Origin of the sequence: Clavibacter quasicaliforniensis (genome assembly GCF_051201715.1) — a bacterium.
Lineage (GTDB): Bacteria > Actinomycetota > Actinomycetes > Actinomycetales > Microbacteriaceae > Clavibacter > Clavibacter seminis.
This window is the reverse complement of record NZ_CP139624.1, coordinates 2,425,672-2,448,798: the sequence shown is the minus strand read 5'-3', so window position 1 is coordinate 2,448,798 and position 23,127 is coordinate 2,425,672. Positions and strand designations below refer to the sequence as shown.

At 71.1% G+C, this 23,127-nt stretch carries 25 protein-coding genes and 2 riboswitches; of the genes, 12 read left to right on the top strand and 13 right to left on the bottom strand.

The annotated features are described in order from the left end of the window. Positions 1–24: 24 nt before the first annotated feature. Positions 25–654 carry a 3'-5' exonuclease gene (locus NL142_RS11620; RefSeq protein WP_435079671.1) on the bottom strand — a complete coding sequence of 210 codons (630 nt, stop codon included), beginning with the start codon at positions 652–654 and terminating at the stop codon, positions 25–27. A gap of 99 nt (positions 655–753) precedes the next feature. On the opposite strand from NL142_RS11620, the gene ychF reads away from it, so the two are divergent. From ychF to NL142_RS11605, 3 genes are all read left to right on the top strand, one after another. Then, positions 754–1,827 carry a redox-regulated ATPase YchF gene (ychF, locus tag NL142_RS11615; RefSeq protein WP_435079669.1) on the top strand — a complete coding sequence of 358 codons (1,074 nt, stop codon included), beginning with the start codon at positions 754–756 and terminating at the stop codon, positions 1,825–1,827. Between the two features lie 39 nt (positions 1,828–1,866). Next, complete coding sequence (locus NL142_RS11610; RefSeq protein WP_435079667.1) at positions 1,867–3,405, top strand: P-loop NTPase family protein; 1,539 nt, start codon at positions 1,867–1,869, stop codon at positions 3,403–3,405. A 563-nt stretch (positions 3,406–3,968) separates the two neighbouring features. Next, entirely contained in the window at positions 3,969–4,496 is a 528-nt protein-coding gene (locus NL142_RS11605; protein WP_435079665.1) for a hypothetical protein, read from the top strand. 35 nt (positions 4,497–4,531) lie between these two features. Here the strand turns inward: NL142_RS11605 and NL142_RS11600 are convergent, their stop codons facing one another. From NL142_RS11600 to NL142_RS11585, 4 genes are read right to left on the bottom strand one after another with little or no spacing between them, the layout of a single operon-like run. Continuing rightward, the gene (locus NL142_RS11600) at positions 4,532–5,299 is read right to left on the bottom strand and encodes an SCO1664 family protein (RefSeq protein ID WP_435079663.1); all 768 of its coding nucleotides are present in this window, start codon (positions 5,297–5,299) and stop codon (positions 4,532–4,534) included. Further along, a complete protein-coding gene (locus NL142_RS11595) occupies positions 5,299–5,862 on the bottom strand; it encodes a DUF3090 domain-containing protein (protein ID WP_435079661.1) in 564 nt (187 codons plus the stop codon). The genes NL142_RS11600 and NL142_RS11595 overlap by 1 nt, the downstream gene beginning before the upstream one ends. A gap of 23 nt (positions 5,863–5,885) precedes the next feature. Then, the gene (locus tag NL142_RS11590; RefSeq protein WP_435079659.1) at positions 5,886–6,578 is read right to left on the bottom strand and encodes a histidine phosphatase family protein; all 693 of its coding nucleotides are present in this window, start codon (positions 6,576–6,578) and stop codon (positions 5,886–5,888) included. A 43-nt stretch (positions 6,579–6,621) separates the two neighbouring features. Next, positions 6,622–8,022, bottom strand: coding sequence for an amino acid permease (locus NL142_RS11585; RefSeq protein WP_435079657.1), 1,401 nt, complete (start codon positions 8,020–8,022; stop codon positions 6,622–6,624). Between the two features lie 253 nt (positions 8,023–8,275). Here NL142_RS11585 and NL142_RS11580 point away from each other — a divergent pair, with 253 nt between their 5' ends. Then, the gene (locus tag NL142_RS11580) at positions 8,276–8,671 is read left to right on the top strand and encodes a DUF2510 domain-containing protein (protein WP_435079655.1); all 396 of its coding nucleotides are present in this window, start codon (positions 8,276–8,278) and stop codon (positions 8,669–8,671) included. Between the two features lie 25 nt (positions 8,672–8,696). On the opposite strand, the gene NL142_RS11575 is transcribed toward NL142_RS11580, so the two are convergent. The 3 genes from NL142_RS11575 to NL142_RS11565 all read right to left on the bottom strand — a co-directional run bounded on the left by NL142_RS11575 (position 8,697) and on the right by NL142_RS11565 (position 11,118). Then, complete coding sequence (locus NL142_RS11575; RefSeq protein WP_194684760.1) at positions 8,697–9,152, bottom strand: universal stress protein; 456 nt, start codon at positions 9,150–9,152, stop codon at positions 8,697–8,699. Positions 9,153–9,155: 3 nt separating this feature from the next. Then, positions 9,156–10,622, bottom strand: coding sequence for an APC family permease (locus NL142_RS11570; protein ID WP_435079653.1), 1,467 nt, complete (start codon positions 10,620–10,622; stop codon positions 9,156–9,158). 73 nt (positions 10,623–10,695) lie between these two features. After that, on the bottom strand, positions 10,696–11,118 hold the full coding sequence (locus NL142_RS11565; protein WP_435079651.1) for a MarR family transcriptional regulator: 423 nt from the start codon (positions 11,116–11,118) through the stop codon (positions 10,696–10,698). Positions 11,119–11,339: 221 nt separating this feature from the next. Between NL142_RS11565 and NL142_RS11560 the strand changes: the two genes are divergently transcribed. Then, positions 11,340–11,744: a hypothetical protein gene (locus NL142_RS11560; RefSeq protein ID WP_194685037.1), complete on the top strand. Its 405-nt coding sequence runs from the start codon at positions 11,340–11,342 to the stop codon at positions 11,742–11,744. Positions 11,745–11,803: 59 nt separating this feature from the next. Further along, positions 11,804–12,367 (top strand): GIY-YIG nuclease family protein, encoded by a 564-nt coding sequence (locus tag NL142_RS11555; protein WP_435079648.1) that lies wholly within the window; start codon positions 11,804–11,806, stop codon positions 12,365–12,367. Between the two features lie 18 nt (positions 12,368–12,385). Here the strand turns inward: NL142_RS11555 and NL142_RS11550 are convergent, their stop codons facing one another. Next, entirely contained in the window at positions 12,386–13,480 is a 1,095-nt protein-coding gene (locus tag NL142_RS11550) for a zinc-ribbon domain-containing protein (protein ID WP_435079646.1), read from the bottom strand. Positions 13,481–13,526: 46 nt separating this feature from the next. Between NL142_RS11550 and NL142_RS11545 the strand changes: the two genes are divergently transcribed. Then, positions 13,527–14,081, top strand: coding sequence for a GNAT family N-acetyltransferase (locus NL142_RS11545; RefSeq protein WP_435079644.1), 555 nt, complete (start codon positions 13,527–13,529; stop codon positions 14,079–14,081). 19 nt (positions 14,082–14,100) lie between these two features. Here NL142_RS11545 and NL142_RS11540 read toward each other — a convergent pair whose 3' ends face one another. The 3 genes from NL142_RS11540 to NL142_RS11530 form a co-directional block, all read right to left on the bottom strand. Continuing rightward, positions 14,101–14,496: a ChaB family protein gene (locus tag NL142_RS11540; protein WP_194684754.1), complete on the bottom strand. Its 396-nt coding sequence runs from the start codon at positions 14,494–14,496 to the stop codon at positions 14,101–14,103. A gap of 103 nt (positions 14,497–14,599) precedes the next feature. Then, the gene (gene sufU, locus NL142_RS11535; protein WP_435079642.1) at positions 14,600–15,043 is read right to left on the bottom strand and encodes a Fe-S cluster assembly sulfur transfer protein SufU; all 444 of its coding nucleotides are present in this window, start codon (positions 15,041–15,043) and stop codon (positions 14,600–14,602) included. After that, positions 15,040–16,341 (bottom strand): SufS family cysteine desulfurase, encoded by a 1,302-nt coding sequence (locus NL142_RS11530; RefSeq protein WP_435079640.1) that lies wholly within the window; start codon positions 16,339–16,341, stop codon positions 15,040–15,042. Before NL142_RS11530 ends, sufU begins: the two co-directional genes overlap by 4 nt. Before the next feature lie 101 nt (positions 16,342–16,442). Between NL142_RS11530 and NL142_RS11525 the strand changes: the two genes are divergently transcribed. Beyond that, positions 16,443–17,213, top strand: a complete 771-nt coding sequence (locus tag NL142_RS11525) for a copper resistance CopC family protein (protein WP_435079638.1) — start codon at positions 16,443–16,445, stop codon at positions 17,211–17,213. 17 nt (positions 17,214–17,230) lie between these two features. Here NL142_RS11525 and NL142_RS11520 read toward each other — a convergent pair whose 3' ends face one another. Beyond that, positions 17,231–17,602: a BlaI/MecI/CopY family transcriptional regulator gene (locus NL142_RS11520; protein ID WP_012038889.1), complete on the bottom strand. Its 372-nt coding sequence runs from the start codon at positions 17,600–17,602 to the stop codon at positions 17,231–17,233. Between the two features lie 126 nt (positions 17,603–17,728). Here NL142_RS11520 and NL142_RS11515 point away from each other — a divergent pair, with 126 nt between their 5' ends. The 4 genes from NL142_RS11515 (at position 17,729) to gcvP (ending at position 23,112) form a co-directional block, all read left to right on the top strand. Next, positions 17,729–18,184 carry an SseB family protein gene (locus NL142_RS11515; protein WP_043588550.1) on the top strand — a complete coding sequence of 152 codons (456 nt, stop codon included), beginning with the start codon at positions 17,729–17,731 and terminating at the stop codon, positions 18,182–18,184. Positions 18,185–18,326: 142 nt separating this feature from the next. Further along, a riboswitch (glycine riboswitch) is annotated at positions 18,327–18,413 on the top strand. Position 18,414: 1 nt separating this feature from the next. Beyond that, a riboswitch (glycine riboswitch) is annotated at positions 18,415–18,508 on the top strand. A 43-nt stretch (positions 18,509–18,551) separates the two neighbouring features. Further along, positions 18,552–19,772 (top strand): glycine cleavage system aminomethyltransferase GcvT, encoded by a 1,221-nt coding sequence (gene gcvT, locus NL142_RS11510; RefSeq protein ID WP_435079635.1) that lies wholly within the window; start codon positions 18,552–18,554, stop codon positions 19,770–19,772. Further along, a complete protein-coding gene (gcvH, locus tag NL142_RS11505) occupies positions 19,769–20,140 on the top strand; it encodes a glycine cleavage system protein GcvH (RefSeq protein ID WP_045528732.1) in 372 nt (123 codons plus the stop codon). Before gcvT ends, gcvH begins: the two co-directional genes overlap by 4 nt. Next, complete coding sequence (gene gcvP, locus NL142_RS11500; protein WP_435079632.1) at positions 20,137–23,112, top strand: aminomethyl-transferring glycine dehydrogenase; 2,976 nt, start codon at positions 20,137–20,139, stop codon at positions 23,110–23,112. The genes gcvH and gcvP overlap by 4 nt, the downstream gene beginning before the upstream one ends. The last annotated feature ends 15 nt before the right edge of the window (positions 23,113–23,127 follow it).

Below are 23,127 nucleotides of genomic sequence, written 5' to 3'. Positions count from 1 at the left end.
TCGGCGGGTGGCCGAGCGAGAGGATCAGGCCCAGTCGATGGGCGGCGTCGCGGCGGCGGACGCCTGCGTGACGGTCTGCGCGCGCGGCGCGCCGATGCGTCCGAGGCCCACGCCCGCGGCCTCCGCCAGCCCCGCGATCGACGCGGCGCCGTGCCGTCCGGCCGCGTGCACGACGATCGCCGCGCACGCCCGGGCGTCCGCCAGCGCCTCGTGGTGCGAGAAGTCCTCGAAGCCCGCCGCCCGCGCGGCGACCGGCAGCCGGTACGAGTCGAGCGCGTACGTGCGGCGCGCGACCTGGAGGCTGCAGAGGTAGGAGTACGGCGGCGGGATGAGCGCGGTGGCCTTGCAGGCGCCCTGGATCACGCCCATGTCGAATCGCGCGTTGTGGGCCACGAGGTGGTCGTCGCCCGCGAAGGCCATGAGGCGCGGCAGCTGGTCGGCCCAGCCGTCGGCGCCGGCCACGTCGTCCTCGACGATGCCGTGGATCCGCGTGTTCCAGACCGAGAAGGAGTCGTGCCCCGCGGGCGGCCGGATGAGCCAGGAGGCGGTCTCGACGACGACGCCGTCGCGGACCTTCACGAGACCCACCGAGCACGCGCTCGCCGACGAGTTGTTGGCGGTCTCGAAGTCGATCGCGGTGAAGTCCAACGGCATGGGTCCGAGTGTTCCACGCACGACCGACGCCGGATCCCGGGACAGCCCAGCCCGGCGCGGGCGGGGGAGGAGCCGGCACGCCCCGTACGATGGACTCCCGTGGCTCTCACTATCGCGATCGTCGGTCTCCCCAACGTCGGCAAGTCGACGCTCTTCAACGCCCTGACCAAGAACCAGGTGCTCGCCGCGAACTACCCGTTCGCGACGATCGAGCCGAACGTGGGCGTGGTGAACCTGCCGGACCCGCGCCTCGAGGTGCTCGCCGGCCTCTTCGGCAGCGAGAAGATCCTCCCGGCCCCCGTCTCCTTCGTCGACATCGCGGGCATCGTCCGCGGCGCGAGCGAGGGCGAGGGCCTCGGCAACCAGTTCCTCGCGAACATCCGCGAGGCCGACGCCATCGCGCAGGTCGTCCGCGGATTCGAGGACGAGGACGTCGTGCACGTCGACGGCCGCGTCGACGCCGCGAGCGACATGGAGACCATCAACACCGAGCTGATCCTCGCCGACCTGCAGACCCTCGAGCGCGCCGAGCCGCGCTACGAGAAGGAGCTGAAGACGAAGCGCATCGAGCCCGTCGTGCTCGAGACTGCGAAGGCCGCGCGCGAGTGGCTCGACTCGGGCAAGCCGCTGTCGGCGTCGAAGATCGACCTGGAGCCCGTCCGCGAGCTCGGGCTGCTGACGGCCAAGCCCTTCATCTACGTGTTCAACGTCGACGAGCAGGTGCTCGGCGACAAGTCTCGTCTCGCCGAGCTGGCCGCCCTCGTGGCGCCGGCGCAGGCCGTGTTCCTGGACGCGAAGATCGAGTCGGAGCTCATCGAGCTCGACCCCGAGGACGCCGCCGAGATGCTCGCGAGCACCGGCCAGGAGGAGTCGGGCCTCGACCAGCTCGCCCGCATCGGCTTCGAGACCCTCGGCCTCCAGACCTACCTGACGGCGGGCCCCAAGGAGACGCGGGCCTGGACCATCGGCAAGGGCTGGAAGGCCCCGCAGGCGGCCGGTGTGATCCACACCGACTTCGAGAAGGGCTTCATCAAGGCCGAGGTCATCTCCTACGACGACCTGGTCGAGACCGGCTCCATCGCCGAGGCGCGCTCCAAGGGCAAGGCCCGCATCGAGGGCAAGGAGTACGTCATGCAGGACGGCGACGTGGTGGAGTTCCGGTTCAACAACTGAGTTTGCCTCTGATCGTTGACCAAGACAAAGGAGTCAGAATTGACGAACCAGGAAAGCGGCGCACTGTCTCACGGTGCTCAGCGCGGATCCCCCTCTCACCTTCTCCGTCAGCTCAAGCTGCCCTCGAGGTATGAATCGCTGATTGCTGCCGTGGGTGTGGATGTTGCACGGCTATTAGTCGAGCCAAGCGAGTCGACGCTGACAATCTTTCGGCAGGCTGCGCTCCATATTCGTAGCCGCGGCAGGGGGCTCTTTTTGCCGGTATACGCTGATTCTGGCACTGGAAAGACCACGCTGATCAGTAATTTGGCTGGGTGGATTCCTAATGAATACGGGCCGACCGCGCGACTTGCCGGAGGCGAAGTCACGGCGGATCGCTTGCGTCAAGCACTCGCCGCGATTGTGCAGGAGAATGCGCTGCCCATCAACGACTCTCGAGTATTGGTCATCAACGTCGACGACCGTGAAAGCGATCCGCCTACGGACAAAGAATTATCACAAATTAAATCGTTTGTCCGTGAATCTGGAGAAGGCGCGGCGTCGCTTGGATCTCGTGCGCTGGTTGTGTGGCCGGAGACCTCCCGCGAAAATGCCGACTCTATGTCCCAGGCATTTGTAAAGAGGGCCGGTAAGTCGCCTGTCGATATCCCAGCGGAGATCAATGGGCCTGGGAGAGAGACCTGGCCCGGCCTGGCGGTAGCAACTCTGAAGCTCGTCAATTCCTTGGAACACCTTGAGTCGCTAGGTGTGGCGCCAAATGACTATGCCCCTGAGGAATTCCCAACCTTGGGCGACTTCCTAGATGAAATTAGCAATGATTTTGTCGGCCTACTCGACAAGCTTCTAACCTCAACCCGGAAGCCAGTTCGGCTGGTTGTGGCATTTGCAAGTGAGAGCGGTAAGGCGGGAGTGCTGAGCGAGCTCGCGAGCGGATACAGATACGGATTGGTGGACGCTGATAAACTTGTGGCCGCTACGCCCGGCAGTGTTATTGGTAAATGGTGGTCCAAGCGCATGGGACTACTTATTCAGACCGTGGTGCGACTTGACGCACGCATCGCGTTTGTCGCCCCCTCTCTCTCTGTTCCTGTGGTCAACAGATTTGGGCCGAATGACGCGAAGAAGCTATTAACGGATATTGGTGTCAATCCGCGGTCACCTGCAGAAATTGCTACTTACTTTACAAGATCTGACTTTGGTCGACTCTTGGAGGGTACTGCGTCGGCAGTTGCTGAGACACGAGGTAATCCGGCCGCCGACGCCACTGCGGCCTTTACGCTACTCGCGGAGAACTACGGGTTCGGTGTCGGTCGTGATAAATTGATGAATCGCGCCCTTGGGGACTTCCTGACGCAATCCCAGACGGCCCTCGGAGTTACCTCAGTCGAGACAAAAGCGGAGGGAATTCCCTTGATCCCCGATATCAGCATCAGCACGGATGATCACGTAACTTGCGTTGAATTACACTGGCGATCCGGTGATTACTTGACGTCTGCTAATCGGTCTGCGATCGCACAATACGTCCTCACTAAACTTAAAGCGTATGCGCTAGAGCTCGGTTGGACGTCCGAGCGCTAGTATTACAATGTTTTGCATGAAGCCGTATGCGATGGATCTATCGCGTACTAATGACTGTTCTCCGATCTGGCCCTAGAAGAGCGGCCAGGGAATCGCAGTATTTTGGTGGGCGGACGCGAAACCGAGCCTCCGCCCGCGACAACGCGCACCACTGCACAGGCGCCACGATCTTCTCCGCCGCTAGCAGCTCCACCGGCTCCGACCCCCAACTCGCCATCGAATCCGGCGAGCACCGTATCCACTCCCTCGATCTCCTCAGCGGCGAGCGGGGCAAGCCGCTCGGAGTGCCTGATGGTCCTCTTTTTCCGACGGCGTCCCCTTTTGGGGGCTGCTGGCATGACGAGGAGGTCAGTAGATTCGCTGCCAAGGCTGGTGTTACGGCCCTAGTCGTAACGCGCCAGCGTGCACTGGATCGCCACGGGTGGGGCTTTGTGCGCCGTCAGGGCAGACTTCACTGTCCCTTTGGCACTGGGAGCTTATCAACAGGCACCGGGCTGCATCGAGGTGGGACTCGCTCGCGTCATCCATATAATTTAGTTAATCAGACTCGGGGGAAATCGCACATGCCAGAAATTGCAGTTCTTATATCACTAGGCTCGTTGCTTGTTTCCGCGTTGGCCTTCGTCGTCACGAGCGTCAGTGCCTATCAGCTGAGTCACCGTGCCAAAGTGGTGAACGCTCTAGAAATATTGACGGCAGATCATATCGCCGAAGCGCGATTTACAGTTGGTCATGCCGCTCGGCACCCTGACTTGACTGCAGAGCAAAAGACTGCGTTTGTGGCGGCGGCTTTCCGCCTGATGTGGGCGGTTCAGCGATCAACCTTTGCTGCCCGAACAATTAGAAAGACCGCACTCGCTCCCCAGGAGGCGCTTTGGCTGTATCGGCATATCGACAGCATAACTGCCGATTTGGCTACTGCCATCCTTTTGCATGGTCACGAAGGTGATTGGCAGCCGACTCTCGATTACACGAACGATGTCCTTAAGGAGCTTCCTAAGAAGATTAAGAGCGAATGGAATCTACTTGTTAAAAAGAAGGCATTCACGATACTCGAGGCACCGAAGGCCCAAAACTCTGTAGTTCAATAGGTGTGCAAGCTGAGGTACTCAGTCGCGTACGTAAGCTAGAACAACGGCCAGGGGACTGCGGATTGACGACCGGCGGGAGACGGGAACTTCGCCTCCGAGCGCACGCGGATGCATCGTGCGCGCAACGCCGCTATCTCCTCCGCCGTCAATAGCCCCGCCAGCTCCCGCCCCAGCTCCCCATCCAGCCCCCCGAGCACCCGATCCACGCCCGCGAGCTCCTCGGCAGTGAGCGGATCCCCGACCCACCCCCACAGCACAGTGCGCAGCTTGTGGTCCTCGTGGAAGGTGAGGCCGTGGTCGACGCCGAAGCGGTGGCCGTCGGGCATGGCGAGCACGTGGAAGCCCTTGCGGTCGGCGTTGTTCACGATCACGTCGAAGACGGCCATGCGGCGCAGCGCCGGGGTGTCCTCGTGGATGAGGGCGACCGTGTTGCCCTCCTCGTCCTCGCCGCCGAGCACCGTCCGGTAGCCGGTCTCCGGGATCTCGGCCGCGGGGACCAGGTCGACGGCGTCCTGGTCGGGATCCTCGTCCTGCCAGAGCTGCACCATGCCCTCGCCCGCGGGGCCGTCGCGGAGCCACGTGCGCGGCACGACGCCCCAGCCGAGCGCCTCGGAGACGAGGTAGGCGGCGACCTCGCGATGCGCGAGCACCGCGTCGGGGAAGTCCCAGAGCGGGTTCTCGCCGCGGATGGGCTTGTAGACGACGGCCACGTCGCCGATCGTCCCGAGGAAGGTCGCGTTCGACGCGGTGCGGATGCGGCCGGTGACGATCAGCTCGCCGTCCAGCGGGTCCGGCTCCGACATCATTCGTCGGGGAAGGTGTGCTCGTGCCCGTCGGGGTCGATGGGGTAGCCGCACACCGCGCAGATCGGGCGGCCGGCGCCCACGATCTCGTGGGTGCGCTTCGCGAAAGCGCGGGCGGCGCCCACGGGCATGCGGACGACGAGCATCTCGGTGTCGTCCGCGTCCACGTCGTCGTCGGCGCTCGGCAGGTCGAAGTCGTCGCTGTCGTCGTCCTCCGCGAGGGGATACGCCTCGATGACCACCTGGGCCGTCGTCGGATCCCAGCCGAGGCCCATGGCGCCGGTGCGCCAGCGCTCGTCGACGTCCTCGAGCGGGTCGTTGTCGACGAGCTCCGGGGGCGTGCTCTCGGGGATGCTGAAGGGGTTGCCCTCGACGGTGACGAGCTGGTCGAGGATCTCGTCGATCTTCTCGGCGAGCAGCGCGGACTGCTGCTTCTCGAGGGCGATGGTCACCAGCTGCGGTCCGGAGCGCACCTGGAAGTAGAACGTGCGCGCGCCCGGGAGGCCGATGGTGCCGACCACGGCCCGGTCCGGCCAGTCGAATTCGAGGGCTCGTGTGGGCATGCGTCCACTCTATGCGCGGTGGATCACGGCGTCGTGTGCCCGGCGCCGCCACCCACGGGAGCGTCACCGGATCCGACGCTCGCGGCCAGCCACGAGAGGTCACCCGCGTCGGTGTTGGTCGCGTGCACGGTCGGCCGGCCGGCGCCGTAGCGCACGATGGAGATCGACGCCGGGCCCACGTCGATGCGCTGGAACAGGTCGAGGTGCGTGCCGAGGGCGTCGGCGAGGATCGACTTGATGACGTCGCCGTGGCTGACCGCGACCCACACGGCGCCCGGCCCGTGCTCGGCCTCGATGGCGGCGTCGTGGCGGCGGATCGCGGCGACCGCGCGCGCCTGCATCCCGGCCATGGACTCGCCGCCGGGGAAGACGACCGACGACGGGTGCGACTGCACGCGCGACCAGAGATCCTCCTTCGCGAGGTCGGCGAGGGCGCGGCCCTGCCAGTCGCCGTAGTCGCACTCGGTGAGGTCGGGGTCGACGGGCTGGGCGGGCTTCCCCGGCTGCCGCTCGAGGATCCGCTGCGCCGTCTCCCAGCAGCGCTGCAGCGGGCTGGACACGACGGCCGCCAGCGGCACCGCCGCGAGCCGGTCGCCGGCGCGGTCCGCCTGGTCGCGCCCGGTGTCGTCGAGGTCGACGCCGGGGGTGCGCCCCGCCAGGATCCCGGTCGCGTTCGCTGTGGTTCGTCCGTGCCGCACGAGGATCACTGTCGCCATGCGGCCAGCCTAACCAGCGGCCTCGTGGGCTCTTGCGGACGGATCAGGCGTCGCGCGCGACGGGGACGGCGACCTCCGCCTCGTCGACCTCCGCCACCGGATCCACCGACCCGCCCCGCGCCTTCGTCACCACGTACAGCACGAGCACGACCGCCCATGCCACGAGGCTCAGCACGAGCTGCGGGCGGATCTCGGGATCCAGCGCCATCTGCGCGAGCACCGCGAGGATCCCGACGACCGTGATGATCGAGAGGCCCGGGAACAGCCACATCTTCACCGGGAGGCCGGCGGACCCGCTGCGCCGGCGGAGGACGATCTGCGAGATCGAGATCAGCAGGTAGACGAACAGGATGATCGCGCCCGAGGAGTTGAGCAGGAACAGGAAGACGGTGTCGGGGGAGACGGCCGCCGCGATCACGCAGAGGAAGCCGACGACCGACGAGAGCAGGATCGCCGCGCGCGGCACTCCGCGCGAGGTCACCTTCACCAGCCGTGCGGGAGCTTCGCGCCGGGCGGCGAGCACGAAGAGCATGCGGCTCGCCGTGTAGAGGCCGGAATTCAGGCACGAGAGCACGGCGGTGAGGACGACCGCGTTCATCACGTCGCCCGCGAACGGAATGCCCATGCGGTCGAACGCGCTCACGAACGGCGAGGCGCCGAGCTCCGTGGAATCCCACGGGAGGATCACGGCGAGCAGGAACAGCGAGCCGACGAAGAACAGCGAGATGCGGAGGATCACGGAGTTGGTCGACTTCCGGATCGCCTTCGCGGGGTCCTTCGACTCGGCGGCCGCGATGGTGGCGATCTCCGCGCCGACCATGGAGAAGATCACGACGACGACCGAGGAGAAGATCGCGCCGACGCCGTTGGGGAAGAAGCCGCCGTGCACGACGAGGTTGGAGAAGTCGAGGGAGCGGCCCGGCCAGATGCCCAGCACGTAGAGGGTGCCGAGGCCGAGGAACAGGATGATCGCGGCGACCTTGATCCCCGCGAACCAGTACTCGAACTCGCCGAACGCGCCGACCGAGATGAGGTTGGTGGCGGTCATCAGCGCCATGAGGCCGAGGGAGAGGAGCCAGAGCGGCGCGTCGAACCAGTAGGTGAGCGCCTTCGCGCCGGCGACCGCCTCGAATCCGACGACGATGACCCAGAAGTACCAGTAGAGCCAGCCCATCGAGAACCCGGCCCAGCCGCCGAGGGCGTGCCGGGCGTAGTCGGCGAAGGATCCGGTGCTCGGGTTCGCGGTCGCCATCTCGCCGAGCATGCGCATCACGAGGATGATCAGCACGCCGGAGATCGCGTAGGTGAGGAACGCGCCGGGACCCGCGCCGTTGATCACCACCCCGGACCCCACGAACAGGCCGGCGCCGATGACGCCGCCGATCGCGATCATGGTGAGCTGCCTCTGTGTGAGGCTCTTGTGCAGCTGGGGCGCGGATGCCATGGATGCCTCCGAGGGGGTCGGCGTTCTCCGGTGGGGGATCCTCCCGGTCAGCCGGCGACGCGTCGGGCCGGGAGGTGCTGAGCACGATACGCACGGTATCGACCCGACCGCGAAGTGTTCACAAGGGCTTTACATTCGGGCGGCGGGCGTGGTGGGCCGGCGGCCGTGCTGCGCTACCGACCGCCCGCGGACGAGCCCGCCGCCTTCCCAGGGAGCACGATGGCCGGAGGATCACACGACGAGAGGCGAGACGATGGCAGTTGAGACGCAGGCCGGTTGGTACGACGACGGTTCCGGGACCATGCGCTGGTGGGACGGCACGCGCTGGACGGAGACGGTGCAGCCTCCGCCGCCTCCGGGACATGGCGCGTCGGCGGCGACGCCCGTCTCCGCCGGAGCAGCAGCCGCGACGACATCGGATGCAGCTCCGCGGAAGCGCGGCAAGAGCTACGTGGTCCTTCAGACCATCCTCAAGGAGAAGGTGTGGGGCACCGGTTCTGGCAACCTCACCGAGCTGGAGAACGCGATCAACGCGCAGGCGGCTCGCGGCTACCGGCTGCACACCATCTCGACCGCTGTGTCGGGCAGCAAGGGGCTCGGCGGCGGCGACCGCATCCAGGCGACGATGGTGTTCGAGGCGATCGACTGAGATCTGCGCGCGCAGTCTCGCTGCGCTACCCCCGCCCGCGCACCGTCGGCCGGCAGATCAGCACCGGGCACGGTGCCGAGTGCTGCACGCGTGACGCCGTGCTGCCGAGGAGGATCGTCGCGGTGAGGCCGCGGCTGCCGGCGGCCATGGAGATCAGGCCGGCGGAGAGGTCCTCGGCGGCGCGGATGATCTCGGTGGCGGGGGAGCCGCTGCGCACGTCGTGGTGGATGGTCGGGCCCCAGCCGTCGAAGACCGCCGCGACCGTGTCGACGGCGGCCTCGGCGTCGCGGCGGTAGCTGAGCTCGGTCTGGCCGGTCGCGCGGCGCGGGCCGAGCTCGTTGGCGAACGGCGCGGCCGCGTAGGGGCTCACGACCGCGAGCACGGTGACCTCGGTGATCTCGCGGGAGTCCGCGATCACCTGGAACTGGCGGGCCGCCTGGAGCGACGCCTGGGATCCGTCGGTGGTGACGATGACGTGCACGGGTCAGACCTCCCTGTCCGTGGGTCCGGCCGCGGCGACGCCGGCGGCAGCCTCGAGGTCCGGCTTCTTCGCGCCGAACGTCCGTTGCGCGAGGTAGAGCACGAGCCCCAGCGCGAGCAGCCCGCCGACCCAGAACAGCGCGCCGGGGTCGTCGACGAGCGTGTAGATCAGCACGGCGACGTTGCCGAGGATCCCGACGATCAGCAGCGGCGTGTTCGCGCGGTACGTGTCGTCCCGCTCGTCATGGCCGCGGAGCTTCAGGCACGCGACGATCACGAGCGCGTAGATGAAGAGGAGGAACACGACCGTGATGGTCGCGAGCCGATCGACGATGTCGAGCCGCTCGTCCTCGGGGATGCCGGCCTGGCTGGAGCGGATCGCCGCGCCGATGATGAGGAGGCCGGCCACCACCGCGCCGCCGAAGATCAGCGCCACGTACGGGCTGCGGCGGGCCGGGTGCACCTTGGCGAAGATCGCCGGGACGACGTTCTCGCGCGCCATGCCGAACAGGATCCGCGACTGGGCCACCACGGTCACGAGCGCCGTGTTGCTGATGGCGACCATGGCGATGAGGCCGAAGATCACGAGCATCACCGCGGCCGGGATGAAGAAGAGGTCCGCGCGCACGACCTCGAGGAGCGTGTTGCCGGCCAGCGCGTCGATCGGCACCGCGAGGGCTGCGGCCATGGACACGAGCACGTAGACGATGCCGGCGGTCATCATGCCGCCGATGAGCGCGCGGGGGAACGCGCGCGACGGGTCGATGGTCTCCTCGGCCACGTTGGCCGCGTTCTCGAAGCCGGTCATGGCGAAGAACGCGAGCGAGACGCCGGCGAGCACGGCCAGCACCGCGGATCCGGGGCCGCCCTCGACCTGGAACTGCAGCAGCACGGCCGGGTCGCCGACGCCCTCCACCAGCGCGATCACGCCGATGGCGACGACGATGATGAGGCCGCTGATCTCGACGAACGTCATGATCACGTTCGCGACGACCGACTCGCTGATGCCGATGAGGTTGATGGCCGTGATGACGGCGACGAACGCGACGGCGATGCCGGTGGTCGCCCAGATCGCGGACTCGGGCAGGCCGATGAGGTCGCTGAGGTAGCGGACGAAGCCGGCCGCGAGGGATCCGACGGCGGCCATGTTGGCGCTGAGCATGCAGATGGTGATGAAGAACGTGAGCACCGGGCTGCGGAACGCCTTGTTGATGTAGAGCGAGGCGCCGGCGGCCTGCGGGTACTTCGTGACGAGCTCCGCGTAGGCGAGGCCGGTGATGGTCGCGATGGAGACGCCCACGAGGAACGCCATCCAGAACGCGCCGCCCACGGCCGCGGCCACGAGGCCGACGAGCACGTAGATGCCGGATCCGAGGACGTCGCCGACCACGTAGAAGTACAGCTGCTTGACCGTGATGGAGCGCTTCAGCTCGGATCTCGGGGGTGCCTGGGCCTCGATGGGATTCGCCATTTCCCCACCCTAGGGGCGTGATGGCGAGGGGTCGAGGGGGCGGGATCGGCGTCGGTCGCGTGGTATCCCCGGGTCAGGCGCCGTCGGCGATGCGCTGCAGCGCGCCGATCGCGCGCCGCAGCTCGCCCTCGTCGACGGGCGGCTGCACGGAGGCGCAGGCCCCGCGGATCCAGCCGATGCGGGCGCGCATCACCGTCTGGAGGAGCTCCCGGCCGGCGGGCCCGACGACCAGGCGCGCGCCCTCCCCATCCGCCTCCTCCACGAGGACCCGCCGCTGCAGCAGCGCCGCGAGGCTCGGCACGAGGGCCGCGCGCGAGGTGCGGGTCCACATGGAGAGCGACTGGCGGTCCACCTGCATCCCGGTGGCGACGACGCGCAGCAGCTGGATCTGCAGGCCGGTGAGGCCTTCCCAGGCGTCGAGCGTCGCGGCATCCATGAGGTCGAAGACGGTCGCCATCGAGGAGATCAACTCCTCGTGTGCGCTCAGCTCGGACACTGCGCTCCTTCGGCCAAGCGGACGGGGTGAGCAGGCGGACCGCCTGCTCGTGGAGGGAAAGGTACCCATCAGGACCGTTCCCGGTCCAGGTTCGCGGTCGACACGTCACGGAGGCGATCGTGCGGGGATACTGGGACGTGGTGCGGGGTCCCGGGTGGACGGCCGCCGGGACGGGGATGTCGCATGAGCGCAGCAGCAGGAGACGCCGGGCGGGCGCGGCCATGACGCCGCGGATCCGGGCGCTCCTCCTCACCGGGATCATCACCGGCCTGACCATGGCCATCGTCGCGGTCGCGCGCCCCTGGACCCGCGAGGACGAGCCCGACGACTGGGTCGTGCTGCGCTTCGAGGCCGGTGAGGCGGCGACCGCGTACGAGGCGTTCGAGTCGCTGGCCGCGACCGAGATCGCGGGCGACGACGCTCTCCAGCTGCTCCAGGCCGGATGGATCGACGGCAACGAGTTCGGCGAGGACTCCTACGACGTCTACTTCGTCGGCCCGGACCGCCGCATCATGTGGGAGGTGCTCGAGCCGATCTTCGCCGACGCTCCCGTGCCGTGGACCTCCGTCGAGCTCCGCCGCGGGCTCGAGGACCAGGCGCCCGTCGTCGTGCGGGCGGCGCGCTGAGGCGTTCCGGGCCGTCTCCCGCGGGTGCCGGTGTCGGCGCCCGCGCCTAGCGTCGGGGCATGACCTCGACCGGATCCGCACCATGCCTCGCCGAGGGCTGCGCCGCGCGGGCTGAACCCGGTGCACCCGTGCCGCTGTGCCCGGCCCACCTCGTGGGCGCGGCCGCGTGGGCGGAGCGCGAGCACGGCGTCGAGGACGTGCTGCCGTCGCCGTGCCCGGCCTGCGGATCCCGCCTAGGCGTGCGGTACCCGTCGGGCTGGCTCTGCGCGGTGTGCGAGTGGCGGCACGGCGACCACCCGGACGGCGAGCTCGCGCCGCCGCGGGTCGACGTCGTCTACTACATCCGCTTCGGCGACCGGCTGAAGATCGGCACCAGCTCGAATCCGCGGCAGCGGCTCGGCACGCTCCGGCACGACGAGCTGCTCGCGTTCGAGCGCGGAGGGCGATCGGTGGAGCGGGCGCGGCACGCGCTGTTCGCCCGGCAGCGCTTCGCGCGCACCGAGTGGTTCGAGCTCGACGCGGAGCTGCAGGCTCATGTCGCCGCGCTCGCCGCGGGCCAGCCGGATCCGTGGGAGCTGCTCGCGCGCTGGCGGAGCGAGGCGCTGGCGCTGCGGGTCAGCTGAGGCGGGCGGGCGAGCGGTTCATCCGGCTGCGGCCGACGGCGGCGCCTCGCGCAGGTAGGCGTCCACGAAGAGCGGCCCGCGGATCTCGCGGAGCCGGTCGAGGATCTGGTCGACCGTGCCGCGGGTGAGGCCCGGGATGCACAGGTCGTAGGGCCCGAGGGGTGGCAGCTTGCCGGTGCGGATGCGGATCACCTCCCATCCGGCGGCCCGCAGCGCGCGGTCCTTGCGCCGGTCGGCCTCCTCGCGGCGGCCGACGTGCTCGAGGCCGTGGCGGCCGGTGGAGTCGTACTCGATCGCGACGCGCAGCTCGGGCAGCAGGATGTCGGGCCACGCCTCGAGGTGCTCGAAGAACGGGCGCGCGAGCCGGACGGCGTTCAGGCCGGTCGTGTGATCCAGGCGCGCGGCCAGATCCTGCCGCAGGCGCTCCTCGACGGCGGACGCGGGCGGCGGCGCGCACGCGCTGGCGAACGGCTCGCCGACGGGGAGGTCGGGCGTCTTCCCGCAGACGGCGGGGGATCGGCGGGCGCGGGCGGGCGTGGTGGCCGTGGCGGGGGATCCGCGTCGCTCGGCGGGCCCGATCGCGCTCGGTGTGCCGTCCTTCCCGCGCCGGTCGCGGGCCGTGCCGCCGACCGCGGGCCGTCCGTCGCGCGCGCCCCGCCGCGGACGCGGCGAGCCCCCTGCCGTCGACGGCGGTCCGTCGGACGTGCCGGACGCGTCGGCCACGGACCCGCCCGCCACCGGCCCCGCCACCAGCGGCGACGCCCCCGGCCAGCGCACCTGATCGGCCATCGGCAGCACGGGCGTGCGCGGCGCCGCGGCCTCCGCGCAGTCCGGGCACCACGACGACCGCCGGCGCTCGCGGCCCGGCCGCCGCCGCTGCTCCTCGGGCGTCGCGACGAACACGTGCCCGACGTCGCACTGCCAGGTGAGGAGCACGTCGGCCGCGGGCGGCACCTGCGTGAGCGTGATGCCGCGGTTGAGCTCGGGGTGGTACTGCCGGATGAGCACGGGGAACGACGCCCACGCCTCCCGGTAGGTGCCCACCGGGTACGGCACGTCGAGGCCGCGCGACCAGCGGCGCCGCGCCCACCACGCATCCACCGGCTCGGGCATGCCGTCACGCTAGGGGGAGCCACCGACGTCCCCCTAGCCTGGGGCGATGCCCGACCTCGCGACCGACCGCCTGCTCCTCCGCCGCTTCACGGATGCCGACGCGCCCTTCCTCCTCGACCTGCACGCGCGTCCCGAGGTGATGCGGTGGATCGGCACGGGTGCGGTGCAGACGGATCCCGCCCAGGCGGCCGCGCGCGCCGCCCGCTACGCCGCGCTCGAGCACCCGGTGCGCGGCATCTGGGCGATCGAGGACCGCGACGGCGGCGCGCTCCTCGGCACGCTGCTGCTCAAGGACCTGCCCGCGTCGGCCGCGCCCCTCGCCAGCGACGACCCGGCCCCGCGGGACGCGCCGGAGGAGGGTGAGACGGAGATCGGCTGGCACCTGCATCCGGACGCATGGGGTCGCGGCGTCGCGACGGAGGCGGCCCGGCGGGTGCTCGCGCACGCGGCCGAGGGCGGGCTGGCGCGCGTGCTGGCCGTGACGAACCCGGCGAACGCGCCGTCGCAGGCCGTGTGCCGCCGGATCGGGATGCGTCCCCTCGGCCGCACGCGCGCCTACTACGACAAGGAGTGCGCGCTGTTCCGGGTCGACTTTCCCTAGGCGCGTCCGGCGCCCCGGATCAGCTCTCGCGCTCGCGGGCCTTCCGGGTCTCCCGGTCGTTCGCCTTCCGGATCCCGTCCACCAGCTCGTCCTTCGTCATGCGGCTGCGGCCGGGGACGTCGAGGCGGCGCGCGACCTCCATCAGGTGCGCCTTCGACGCGTTCGCGTCGACCCCGCCTGCCGTGCCCGCGCCGCGCTCCTCGGCGCCCGCGTCCGACGGCCCCGCCGACTCCTTCGGCTCCCAGTGGTCGCCGACCTTCTCGAAGCCGTGCTTGAGGGCGGCGTATGCGGTGCGCTCGGCGCGCTCGCCGGATCCGTACCGCTCCTCGGCCGCCGCGTGCGCCGCCGACCAGGTGGCCTGCGCGTGCTCGGGGGAGCGGCGGATGGTGCTCGGCATGTCGTCGTCGGGGGCCACGGATCCTCCTGGTGTCGCAGGTCGCCGGCCCGGGCGGCCGCCGCCCCTCCACTCTGCACCGACCCGCGCGCGGACCGTGCGGCAGGGCGCGGGAGGGCGCGGATCAGCCCGCGCGGAGCGCCTCCTCCAGCGTCGTCCACGGCAGCATCGCGCACTTCACGCGGCCCACGTACCGGGAGACCCCGTCGAGCGCGACCGCGTCGCCGAACTCCTCCGGGTCGAGGTGGGACGCGCCGCGGCTCCGCATGACCTCGCGGAACGCCTCGGCCCGCGCGCGCACCGTGTCGAGGTCCACGCCGTCGAGCACGCCGACGAGCATCGACGCCGACGCCTGCGAGATCGCGCAGCCGTGGCCCGTCCACGCGATCTCCACCACGCGGCCGTCCTCGACACGGACGCCGAGGGTGATCTCGTCCCCGCACGTCGGGTTCACCTGGTGCGCGTGCAGCGGCCAGCCGGTGGGATCGCCCGTGCCCTCGGGCGTGCGCGAGTGGTCGAGGATCAGCTCCTGGTACAGCGCGCCGCCGCCGGACGCGGGAGCGCTCATCGGCCGGCCCCGAAGAACGCGGCCGCGTCCTCGACGCCCTGCAGCAGCAGGTCGATCTCGGCGTCTGTCGTGTGCAGGGTCCCGCTCGCGCGCGTGGACGCGGTGAGCCCGAGCCGGCGGTGCAGCGGCTGCGCGCAGTGGTGCCCGACGCGCACGGCGATGCCGCGGTCGTCGAGGATCTGCCCCACGTCGTGCGCGTGCACGCCCGCCAGGTCGAACGCCGCGAGCCCGATGCGGTCGTCGTGGGGTCCGAGCACGCGCACGCCCCGGATCCCCGAGAGGCCCGTCACCAGCCGCGCGCCGATGCGCCGCCCGTGCTCCTGGATCCGGTCCATGCCGACCGCCTCCAGGTAGTCGACCGCTGCGCCCAGCGCCACGACCTGCGAGATGCGCTGCGTGCCGGCCTCGAAGCGCTGCGGCGGCGGGAGGAACTCGGCCGACTCCATCGTGACGGTCGTGATCATCGACCCGCCCGTGAGGAAGGGCGGCAGCGCCTCGAGCACCTGGCGGCGCCCGTAGAGCACGCCGATCCCGGTCGGCGCGAGCATCTTGTGGCCGGAGAAGACGGCGAGGTCGACGTCGAGCGCCCGCAGGTCCACCGGCAGGTGCGGCACGGACTGGCAGGCGTCGAGCACGACGAGCGCCCCCACCTCCCGCGCCCGCGCGACGACGGGACCGAGGGGCGCGATCCCGCCCAGCACGTTGGAGACGTGCGCCAGCGCGACGACGCGCGTGCGCTCCGTGATCACGTCGCCCAGCGTCTCCAGCCGCAGCGCGCCCTGGTCGTCGACGGGGATGAAGCGCAGCCGGGCGCCCGTGCGGAGCGCGAGCTGCTGCCACGGGATGAGGTTCGCGTGGTGCTCCGACTCCGTGACGACGATCTCGTCGCCCTCCCGCACGCGGATGGACGCGGGCGCGGCCGCGCTCCCGAGGCCGTACGCGACGAGGTTCAGCCCCTCGGTCGCGTTGGAGGTCCACACGATCTCGCCCGCGTCGACGCCCACGAAGCGCGCGACCTTCTCGCGCGCCTCCTCGAACTCCTCGGTCGCGAGGGCCGCGAGCGTGTGCGCGCCGCGGTGGACGGCGGCGTTGCGGTGCTCCAGGTACGCGCGCTCCGCGTCCAGCACCTGGCGCGGCTTCTGGGAGGTGGCGGCCGAGTCGAGGTAGACGAGCCGGTGGCCGTTCACCTCCGAGTCGAGGAGCGGGAAGTCGCGTCGGATCCGGTCGATCTCGTCGGCGGTGAGGCCGGCGGATCGCGCCGTGCCGTCGCCGGGGGCGTCCTGCGGTGCGGTGTGCATCCGTCCACTCCATCGTGCCGCGCCCCCGGGCGCAACACGCGTGCGGGCGCGGCGTCATGGACGGCCGCCCGCCGGGCGCATGCGCAGGGGATGATGGACCCATGGCGTCTCCGCACCACCCCCGCACCCCGTCCCTCCTCCGTCGTGCCGCGCTCGCCGCGGGAGCCGCGGCCCTCGTGCTGGGCGGGGCGCTCATCCCGGCGGGCGCCGCGTCCGCGCACGACCGGCTCGTGGGATCCACCCCTGCCGCCGACGCCACCGTCACGGACGAGCCCGGCACCATCGCGCTCGACTTCAGCGAGGAGCTCCTCGCCCTCGACGCGCAGGCCTCTGGCTTCGCGATCCAGGTGGTCAACGCCTCGGACGGCTCCTTCCACGAGGACGGCTGCGTCGCGGTCGACGGATCCACCGCCACGACCCGCATCGCGCTCGGCACTGCCGGCACCTACCAGGTCACGTGGCGCGCGGTCTCGAGCGACAGCCACCCCATCGACGGCACCTACTCCTTCACCTACGCGCCGACCGGCGACACGACGGGCACCCCGGCCATCGCCGCGGCCCCGGCCTGCGGCGACGCCTGGGCCGGCAGTGCGGCGACCGCGACGCCCGAGCCCGAGGGCACCATGACGACGCAGGGCGCCGAGTCCGTCGCGCCCGCGCCGACCTCGGACGCGCAGTCCGGCGAGTCCGTGCCGCTCGCCGACGCCGCGGAGACCACGCCCGTCTGGGTGTTCGTGCTCATCGGCCTCGTGATCCTCGCGGCCGCCGTGCTCGTGGTGGTCGGCGTCGTGCGCCGGTCGTCGCGCCGGTTCCCCGGCGAGGACGGCGGGAGCGTCGGCGGTCCGTACGACGGCGCCGACGACCCGCGCTAGCCGGGCGAGCGGACTGCCTAAGCCCGGTCGTCCCCGCCGAGCGCGCGGCGCAGGGCCGTGAGGTCGTCGCCGTCGAGCGTGCCGGCGAAGCGCAGCAGGGCGGCCTCGCGGTCCTTCGTGGCCGCGAGCGCGCCCGACATGAGCGACGCCGCGTGGTCGGTGCGCGAGCGGGCGGGCGCGAACGTGAGCGCGCGCGCCTCGTCGGAGCGCGTGACGAGGCCCTTCTGGCCGAGCCGCTCCAGCACCGTGAGCACGGTGGTGAGGGCGGGGCGTGGATCCGGGATGCGGGCGACGACGTCCTTAGCCGTCAGCGGCTCGTCGGCGTCCCAGAGGGCGTCCATGATGGCGGCCTCGAGCTCGCCGCGGGGGCGCTGGCGTCCGATCGACACGGGCGTCTCCCCTCGGGACGGATGGCGGGTGGAAGAGACGATCCTAACTCCGCGCGCGGCCGCGGGGAGGCCCGGCCCGGGCGCCGCGGTCAGGCGCCGCCCCGCCGGATCGGGCACGATGGACCCATGACCGATTCACAGGACCGAGAGCCCACCCCCCTCGAGCAGGCCATCGCGCGCGGCCAGGCGGGCGAGTCCGACATGACCGCCGTCCTCACCGAGTTCATCAACACGACGGTCGTGGTGCCCACCGCCACGCCCCTCACCCCCGAGACCGACCAGCTCCAGCCCGTCCTCTTCGACCGCGACGGCGTGCCCATGCTCGCCGCGTTCACGCACGAGGACCGCATCGACGAGAAGGTCACGAGCGTCGCCGACCACGTCGCCACCATCCCCGCCGCCGAGCTCGTGCAGGCGATCCCCGAGGGCACCGGCCTCGTCATCAACGTCGGCACCACAGACGGCTTCGAGATGATGCCCGAGGGCGTCGCGCAGCTCGCCGACGACGTGCGCCGCGTCATCGACCAGGACGAGGACGGCGCGCCGCAGGCACCCGCATCGCCCTCGCCCGACGCGATCTGACCCGCGGGTCGACCCGACCCCCGACGCCGCCGCATCCACCCGGACGCGGCGGCGTCGTCGCGTCCGGCGCGGGGGATCGACCGGGAATCGTCACACGGCGGAAACGTCCCGCTCGATATGCTGGGACGCGTAACACGGCCGCGCACGCATCGCGGGAGAGCTCCTCCGGGAGCACCGAAGGAGCAAGCCTCCCCGCCAATCTCTCAGGTCCACGTACCGCGATGCACTGGCCACTCTGAAAAGCAGCCGTCCCGCACGGCTCGCCCACGGTGAAAGCACCGTCCTCGGACGGCGCGAAGCTCTCAGGCACATGACAGAGGGGGAGTCCCGCATCCGGCGTCCGCGCCGGTCACGACCGGAGGACTCCATGCCCGACGCACCCGCAGACACCGCGCCCGACGCGGCCGCCGGAGACCCGCCCCGCCGATCCCCGCTGCACGCCGTGCACGAGGCGGCCGGCGCCTCCTTCACCGACTTCGCCGGCTGGCTCATGCCGGTCCGCTACACGAGCGACCTCGCCGAGCACCGCGCCGTGCGCGAGGCCGCGGGCATCTTCGACATCTCGCACATGGCCGAGATCGCCGTGGAGGGGGAGGGCGCCGCCGCGTTCCTCGACTCCGTCCTGGCGGGGAAGCTCTCCGCCATCGCCGAGTGGCAGGCGAAGTACACGCTGCTGCTGGATCCCTCGGGTGGCATCGTCGACGACCTCATCGTCTACCGCACCGGCGAGGAGTCCTTCCTGGTCGTCGCGAACGCGGGCAACCACGATCCCGTGCTCGCCGTCCTGGCCGAGGCCGCCGCGGGCAGGGACGACGTGGAGGTCGACGACGCGAGCGACGACGTCGCGCTCATCGCCGTGCAGGGTCCGGTGTCCCGCGCGATCCTCGAGGCCACCGCCGGCCTCGAGACCGAGACGCCGCTCGAGGCGCTCCGCTACTACCGCGCGACGGCCGCGCGCTTCGCCGGCCAGGACGTGCTCGTCGCCCGCACCGGGTACACGGGCGAGGACGGCTACGAGCTGTACGTCGCGACCGAGGACGCCGTCGCCCTGTGGGAGGCGCTCGTCGCGGCCGGCACGCCGCTCGGCCTCCTGAACACGGGCCTCGCCTGCCGCGACACGCTCCGGCTCGAGGCGGGCATGCCGCTCTACGGCCACGAGCTGGGCCTGCACACGCTCCCCGTGCAGGCCGGCCTCGGCAAGGTGGTCGCGCTCGGCAAGGAGGGCGACTTCCGCGGTCGCGCCGCCGTGGAGAAGGGCCCGGATCCCGTCGCCCGCGTGCTCGTCGGCCTCGTCACCGAGGGCCGCCGCGCGCCCCGGGCCGACTACCCCGTCTACGCCGAGGAGGCCGCGGGCGACTCCGCCGCGGCCCTCGAGGCCGTGATGGAGGCCACCGAGGGCGCCGTCGCGCCCGTCGGAATCATCACGAGCGGCGCCCTGTCGCCCACGCTCGGCCACCCCGTCGCCATGGCGTACGTGGATCCCTCGCTCGCCGCCCCCGGCACGCGCCTGACCGTCGACGTCCGCGGCACGCGCGTGCCTGCCACCGTCGTGACCCTCCCCTTCTACTCGCGAAAGGCCCTCGCATGACCGACCAGACCAGCCTCCAGTACACCGCCGAGCACGAGTGGGTGCAGGTCGACGGCGACGTCGCGACCGTCGGCATCACCTCCTACGCCGCCGACAAGCTCGGCGACGTCGTCTTCGTCGAGCTCCCCGCGGTGGGCGACGAGCTCGCGGGCGGCGAGGTCGTCGGCGAGATCGAGTCGACCAAGTCGGTCGGCGAGTTGTTCGCGCCCATCGACGGCACCGTCACGGAGGTCAACGACGACGTCGTGGCCTCGCCCGACCTCGTCAACAGCGACCCGTTCGGCGCCGGCTGGCTCGTGAAGGTGCGCTTCGAGGCGCTCCCGGCGCTCCTCAGCCACGACGAGTACGTCGCGCTGGTGGGCGAGTGACCGCCGTCGACGCCGGCACGCGCCCGGCCACCCCCGCGCCCGACGCCGCTCCCGACATCGCCGAGGAGTCCTCGACGTTCGCGCCGGGCGCGTTCGGCGCCCGTCACATCGGCATCGACTCCGAGGCCCGCGCCACCATGCTCGGGGTCCTCGGCCACGACTCGATCCCGTCCCTCCTCGCGAAGGCCGTGCCCGAGACGATCCAGGTCGACCGCTTCCGCACCGAGGGCGACTCCGTGCTGCCCGAGGCCGCCACCGAGCGCGACGCCCTCGCCGAGCTCCGCCGCATCGCGGGCCGCAACCGCGTGCGCACGTCGATGATCGGCCTCGGCTACCACGACACGATCACGCCCGCCGTGATCACCCGGAACGTGCTCGAGAACCCGAGCTGGTACACGGCGTACACGCCCTATCAGCCGGAGATCTCGCAGGGCCGCCTCGAGGCGCTCATCAACTTCCAGACGATGGTCGCCGAGCTGTCCGGGCTCGCGACCGCGAACGCGTCCATGCTCGACGAGGCCACGGCCGTCGTCGAGGGCATGCTGCTCGCGCGCCGCGCCTCCAAGGCCAAGACCGACGTGTTCCTCATCGACGCCGACGCCCTGCCGCAGACGCGCGCGCTCCTCGACAGCCGGGCCGCCGCCCTCGGCATCGAGCTCGTCGCGCACGACCTCGCCACGGTGGATCCGGCCGAGCTGCCGGACGCGTTCGGCGCCTTCATCCAGTACCCGGCCGCCTCCGGCCGCGTCTGGGACCCGAGCGCCGTCATCGCGCGCGTGCACGCGGCGGGCGGCCTCGCGGTCGTCGCGGCCGACCTGCTCGCCCTCACGGTCATCACCTCGCCGGGCGAGCTCGGCGCGGACATCGCGGTCGGCACCTCGCAGCGCTTCGGCGTCCCCATGGGCTTCGGCGGTCCGCACGCGGGCTACCTCGCCGTGCGCGCGGGGCTCGAGCGGCAGATGCCCGGCCGCCTCGTCGGCGTCAGCCAGGACGCGGCCGGCCACCCCGCATACCGCCTCTCGCTGCAGACGCGCGAGCAGCACATCCGCCGCGAGAAGGCCACCAGCAACATCTGCACGGCGCAGGTCCTCCTCGCCGTGATGGCCTCGATGTACGCGGTCTACCACGGGCCGAAGGGCCTCCGCGTGATCGCGCGCCAGGCGAACCGGGGCGCCCGCCGCCTCGTCCGCTCGCTCGCGACCGTCGGCGTCTCGCCCGTCCACGCCGCGTTCTTCGACACCGTGCGCGTCTCCGTGCCCGGCCGCGCCGACGAGATCCTCGCGACGGCCGCCGCGGGCGGGGTCAACCTGCTCCGCGTGGACGCCGACACGCTCGGCTTCAGCGTCGACGAGGCCACGCGCCCCGAGGACCTCGCGGCCGTCGCGCGCGCGTTCGGCGCCGAGCTCGCGGAGGACGAGGGCGCGCACGGCGACCTCTCCTCTATCCCCGAGCAGTCGATCCGCACGAGCGAGTACCTCACGCACGCCGTCTTCTCCACGCACCGCTCCGAGACCGGCATGATGCGCTACCTCAAGCGCCTCTCCGACAAGGACTACGCGCTCGACCGCGGCATGATCCCGCTCGGCTCCTGCACCATGAAGCTCAACGCGGCCACCGAGATGGAGGCGGTGACCTGGCCCGAGTTCCAGGCCATCCACCCGTTCGCGCCGGCTGACGACGTCGAGGGCTACCTCGAGCTGGTCCTCCAGCTGGAGACCTGGCTCGCCGACGTCACGGGCTACGACACCGTGAGCCTCCAGCCGAACGCGGGCAGCCAGGGCGAGCTCGCGGGCCTCCTCGCGATCCGCGGCTACCACCTCGCGAACGGCGACGACGCGCGCACCGTCTGCCTCATCCCGCAGAGCGCGCACGGCACGAACGCGGCCAGCGCCGTGCTCGCGGGCATGCGCGTCGTTGTGGTCGCGTGCGACGACCTCGGCAACGTCGACCTCGACGACCTGCGGGCCAAGATCGCGCAGCACCGCGACGAGCTCGCGGGCCTCATGATCACGTACCCCTCCACCCACGGCGTCTACGAGCACGAGGTCGGCGCGATCTGCGAGGCCGTGCACGAGGCCGGCGGCCAGGTCTACGTCGACGGCGCGAACCTCAACGCGCTGCTCGGCTTCGCCCGGTTCGGCGACTTCGGCGGCGACGTCTCGCACCTCAACCTGCACAAGACGTTCTGCATCCCGCACGGCGGCGGCGGACCCGGCGTCGGCCCGGTCGCGGCGAAGGCGCACCTCGCGCCCTTCCTGCCCGGCCACCCGCAGGCGCAGCGCAACGTGCACGCGCTCGTCCAGGACGGGGTCGTGTCCACGATCGAGCACGGCGGCGCCCCGGTGTCGGCGGCTCCCTACGGATCCCCGAGCATCCTGCCGATCAGCTGGGCCTACGTCCGCATGATGGGCGCCGAGGGGCTCAAGCAGGCGACCGGGGCCGCGGTCCTCTCGGCGAACTACATCGCCGCGCGCCTGCGCGACCACTACCCGGTGCTCTACGCGGGGGAGGACGGCCTCGTCGCGCACGAGTGCATCCTCGACCTGCGTCCGCTGACCGCTGCGACCGGGATCACGGTGGACGACGTGGCCAAGCGCCTCGTCGACTACGGCTTCCACGCGCCGACGATGAGCTTCCCGGTCCCGGGCACGCTCATGGTCGAGCCGACGGAGAGCGAGGACCTCGCCGAGGTCGAGCGCTTCATCGCCGCGATGATCGGCATCAAGCAGGAGGCCGACTCGGTCGCCGCGGGCGAGTGGCCGGCCGACGACAACCCGCTCCGGAACGCGCCGCACACGGCCGAGTCGGTCATCGCGGGGGAGTGGACGCACGCGTACACGCGCGAGCGCGCCGTCTACCCGGTGTCGACCCTGGTGCGCGACAAGTACTGGCCGCCGGTGCGCCGCATCGACCAGGCGTACGGCGACCGCAACCTGTTCTGCGCCTGCCCGCCGCCGGAGGCCTTCGCCTGATCCGCTGATCTGCTG

What these genes read in the sequence shown, in the direction of transcription:
- NL142_RS11620 (WP_435079671.1), bottom strand. Translation starts at nt 654, where the DNA reads ATGCCGTTGGACTTCACCGCGATCGACTTCGAGACCGCCAACAACTCG.
- NL142_RS11605 (WP_435079665.1), top strand. Translation starts at nt 3,969, where the DNA reads ATGCCAGAAATTGCAGTTCTTATATCACTAGGCTCGTTGCTTGTTTCC.
- NL142_RS11600 (WP_435079663.1), bottom strand. Translation starts at nt 5,299, where the DNA reads ATGTCGGAGCCGGACCCGCTGGACGGCGAGCTGATCGTCACCGGCCGC.
- NL142_RS11595 (WP_435079661.1), bottom strand. Translation starts at nt 5,862, where the DNA reads ATGCCCACACGAGCCCTCGAATTCGACTGGCCGGACCGGGCCGTGGTC.
- NL142_RS11590 (WP_435079659.1), bottom strand. Translation starts at nt 6,578, where the DNA reads ATGGCGACAGTGATCCTCGTGCGGCACGGACGAACCACAGCGAACGCG.
- NL142_RS11585 (WP_435079657.1), bottom strand. Translation starts at nt 8,022, where the DNA reads ATGGCATCCGCGCCCCAGCTGCACAAGAGCCTCACACAGAGGCAGCTC.
- NL142_RS11580 (WP_435079655.1), top strand. Translation starts at nt 8,276, where the DNA reads ATGGCAGTTGAGACGCAGGCCGGTTGGTACGACGACGGTTCCGGGACC.
- NL142_RS11570 (WP_435079653.1), bottom strand. Translation starts at nt 10,622, where the DNA reads ATGGCGAATCCCATCGAGGCCCAGGCACCCCCGAGATCCGAGCTGAAG.
- NL142_RS11560 (WP_194685037.1), top strand. Translation starts at nt 11,340, where the DNA reads ATGACGCCGCGGATCCGGGCGCTCCTCCTCACCGGGATCATCACCGGC.
- NL142_RS11555 (WP_435079648.1), top strand. Translation starts at nt 11,804, where the DNA reads ATGACCTCGACCGGATCCGCACCATGCCTCGCCGAGGGCTGCGCCGCG.
- NL142_RS11550 (WP_435079646.1), bottom strand. Translation starts at nt 13,480, where the DNA reads ATGCCCGAGCCGGTGGATGCGTGGTGGGCGCGGCGCCGCTGGTCGCGC.
- NL142_RS11545 (WP_435079644.1), top strand. Translation starts at nt 13,527, where the DNA reads ATGCCCGACCTCGCGACCGACCGCCTGCTCCTCCGCCGCTTCACGGAT.
- sufU (WP_435079642.1), bottom strand. Translation starts at nt 15,043, where the DNA reads ATGAGCGCTCCCGCGTCCGGCGGCGGCGCGCTGTACCAGGAGCTGATC.
- NL142_RS11530 (WP_435079640.1), bottom strand. Translation starts at nt 16,341, where the DNA reads ATGCACACCGCACCGCAGGACGCCCCCGGCGACGGCACGGCGCGATCC.
- NL142_RS11525 (WP_435079638.1), top strand. Translation starts at nt 16,443, where the DNA reads ATGGCGTCTCCGCACCACCCCCGCACCCCGTCCCTCCTCCGTCGTGCC.
- NL142_RS11515 (WP_043588550.1), top strand. Translation starts at nt 17,729, where the DNA reads ATGACCGATTCACAGGACCGAGAGCCCACCCCCCTCGAGCAGGCCATC.
- gcvT (WP_435079635.1), top strand. Translation starts at nt 18,552, where the DNA reads ATGCCCGACGCACCCGCAGACACCGCGCCCGACGCGGCCGCCGGAGAC.
- gcvH (WP_045528732.1), top strand. Translation starts at nt 19,769, where the DNA reads ATGACCGACCAGACCAGCCTCCAGTACACCGCCGAGCACGAGTGGGTG.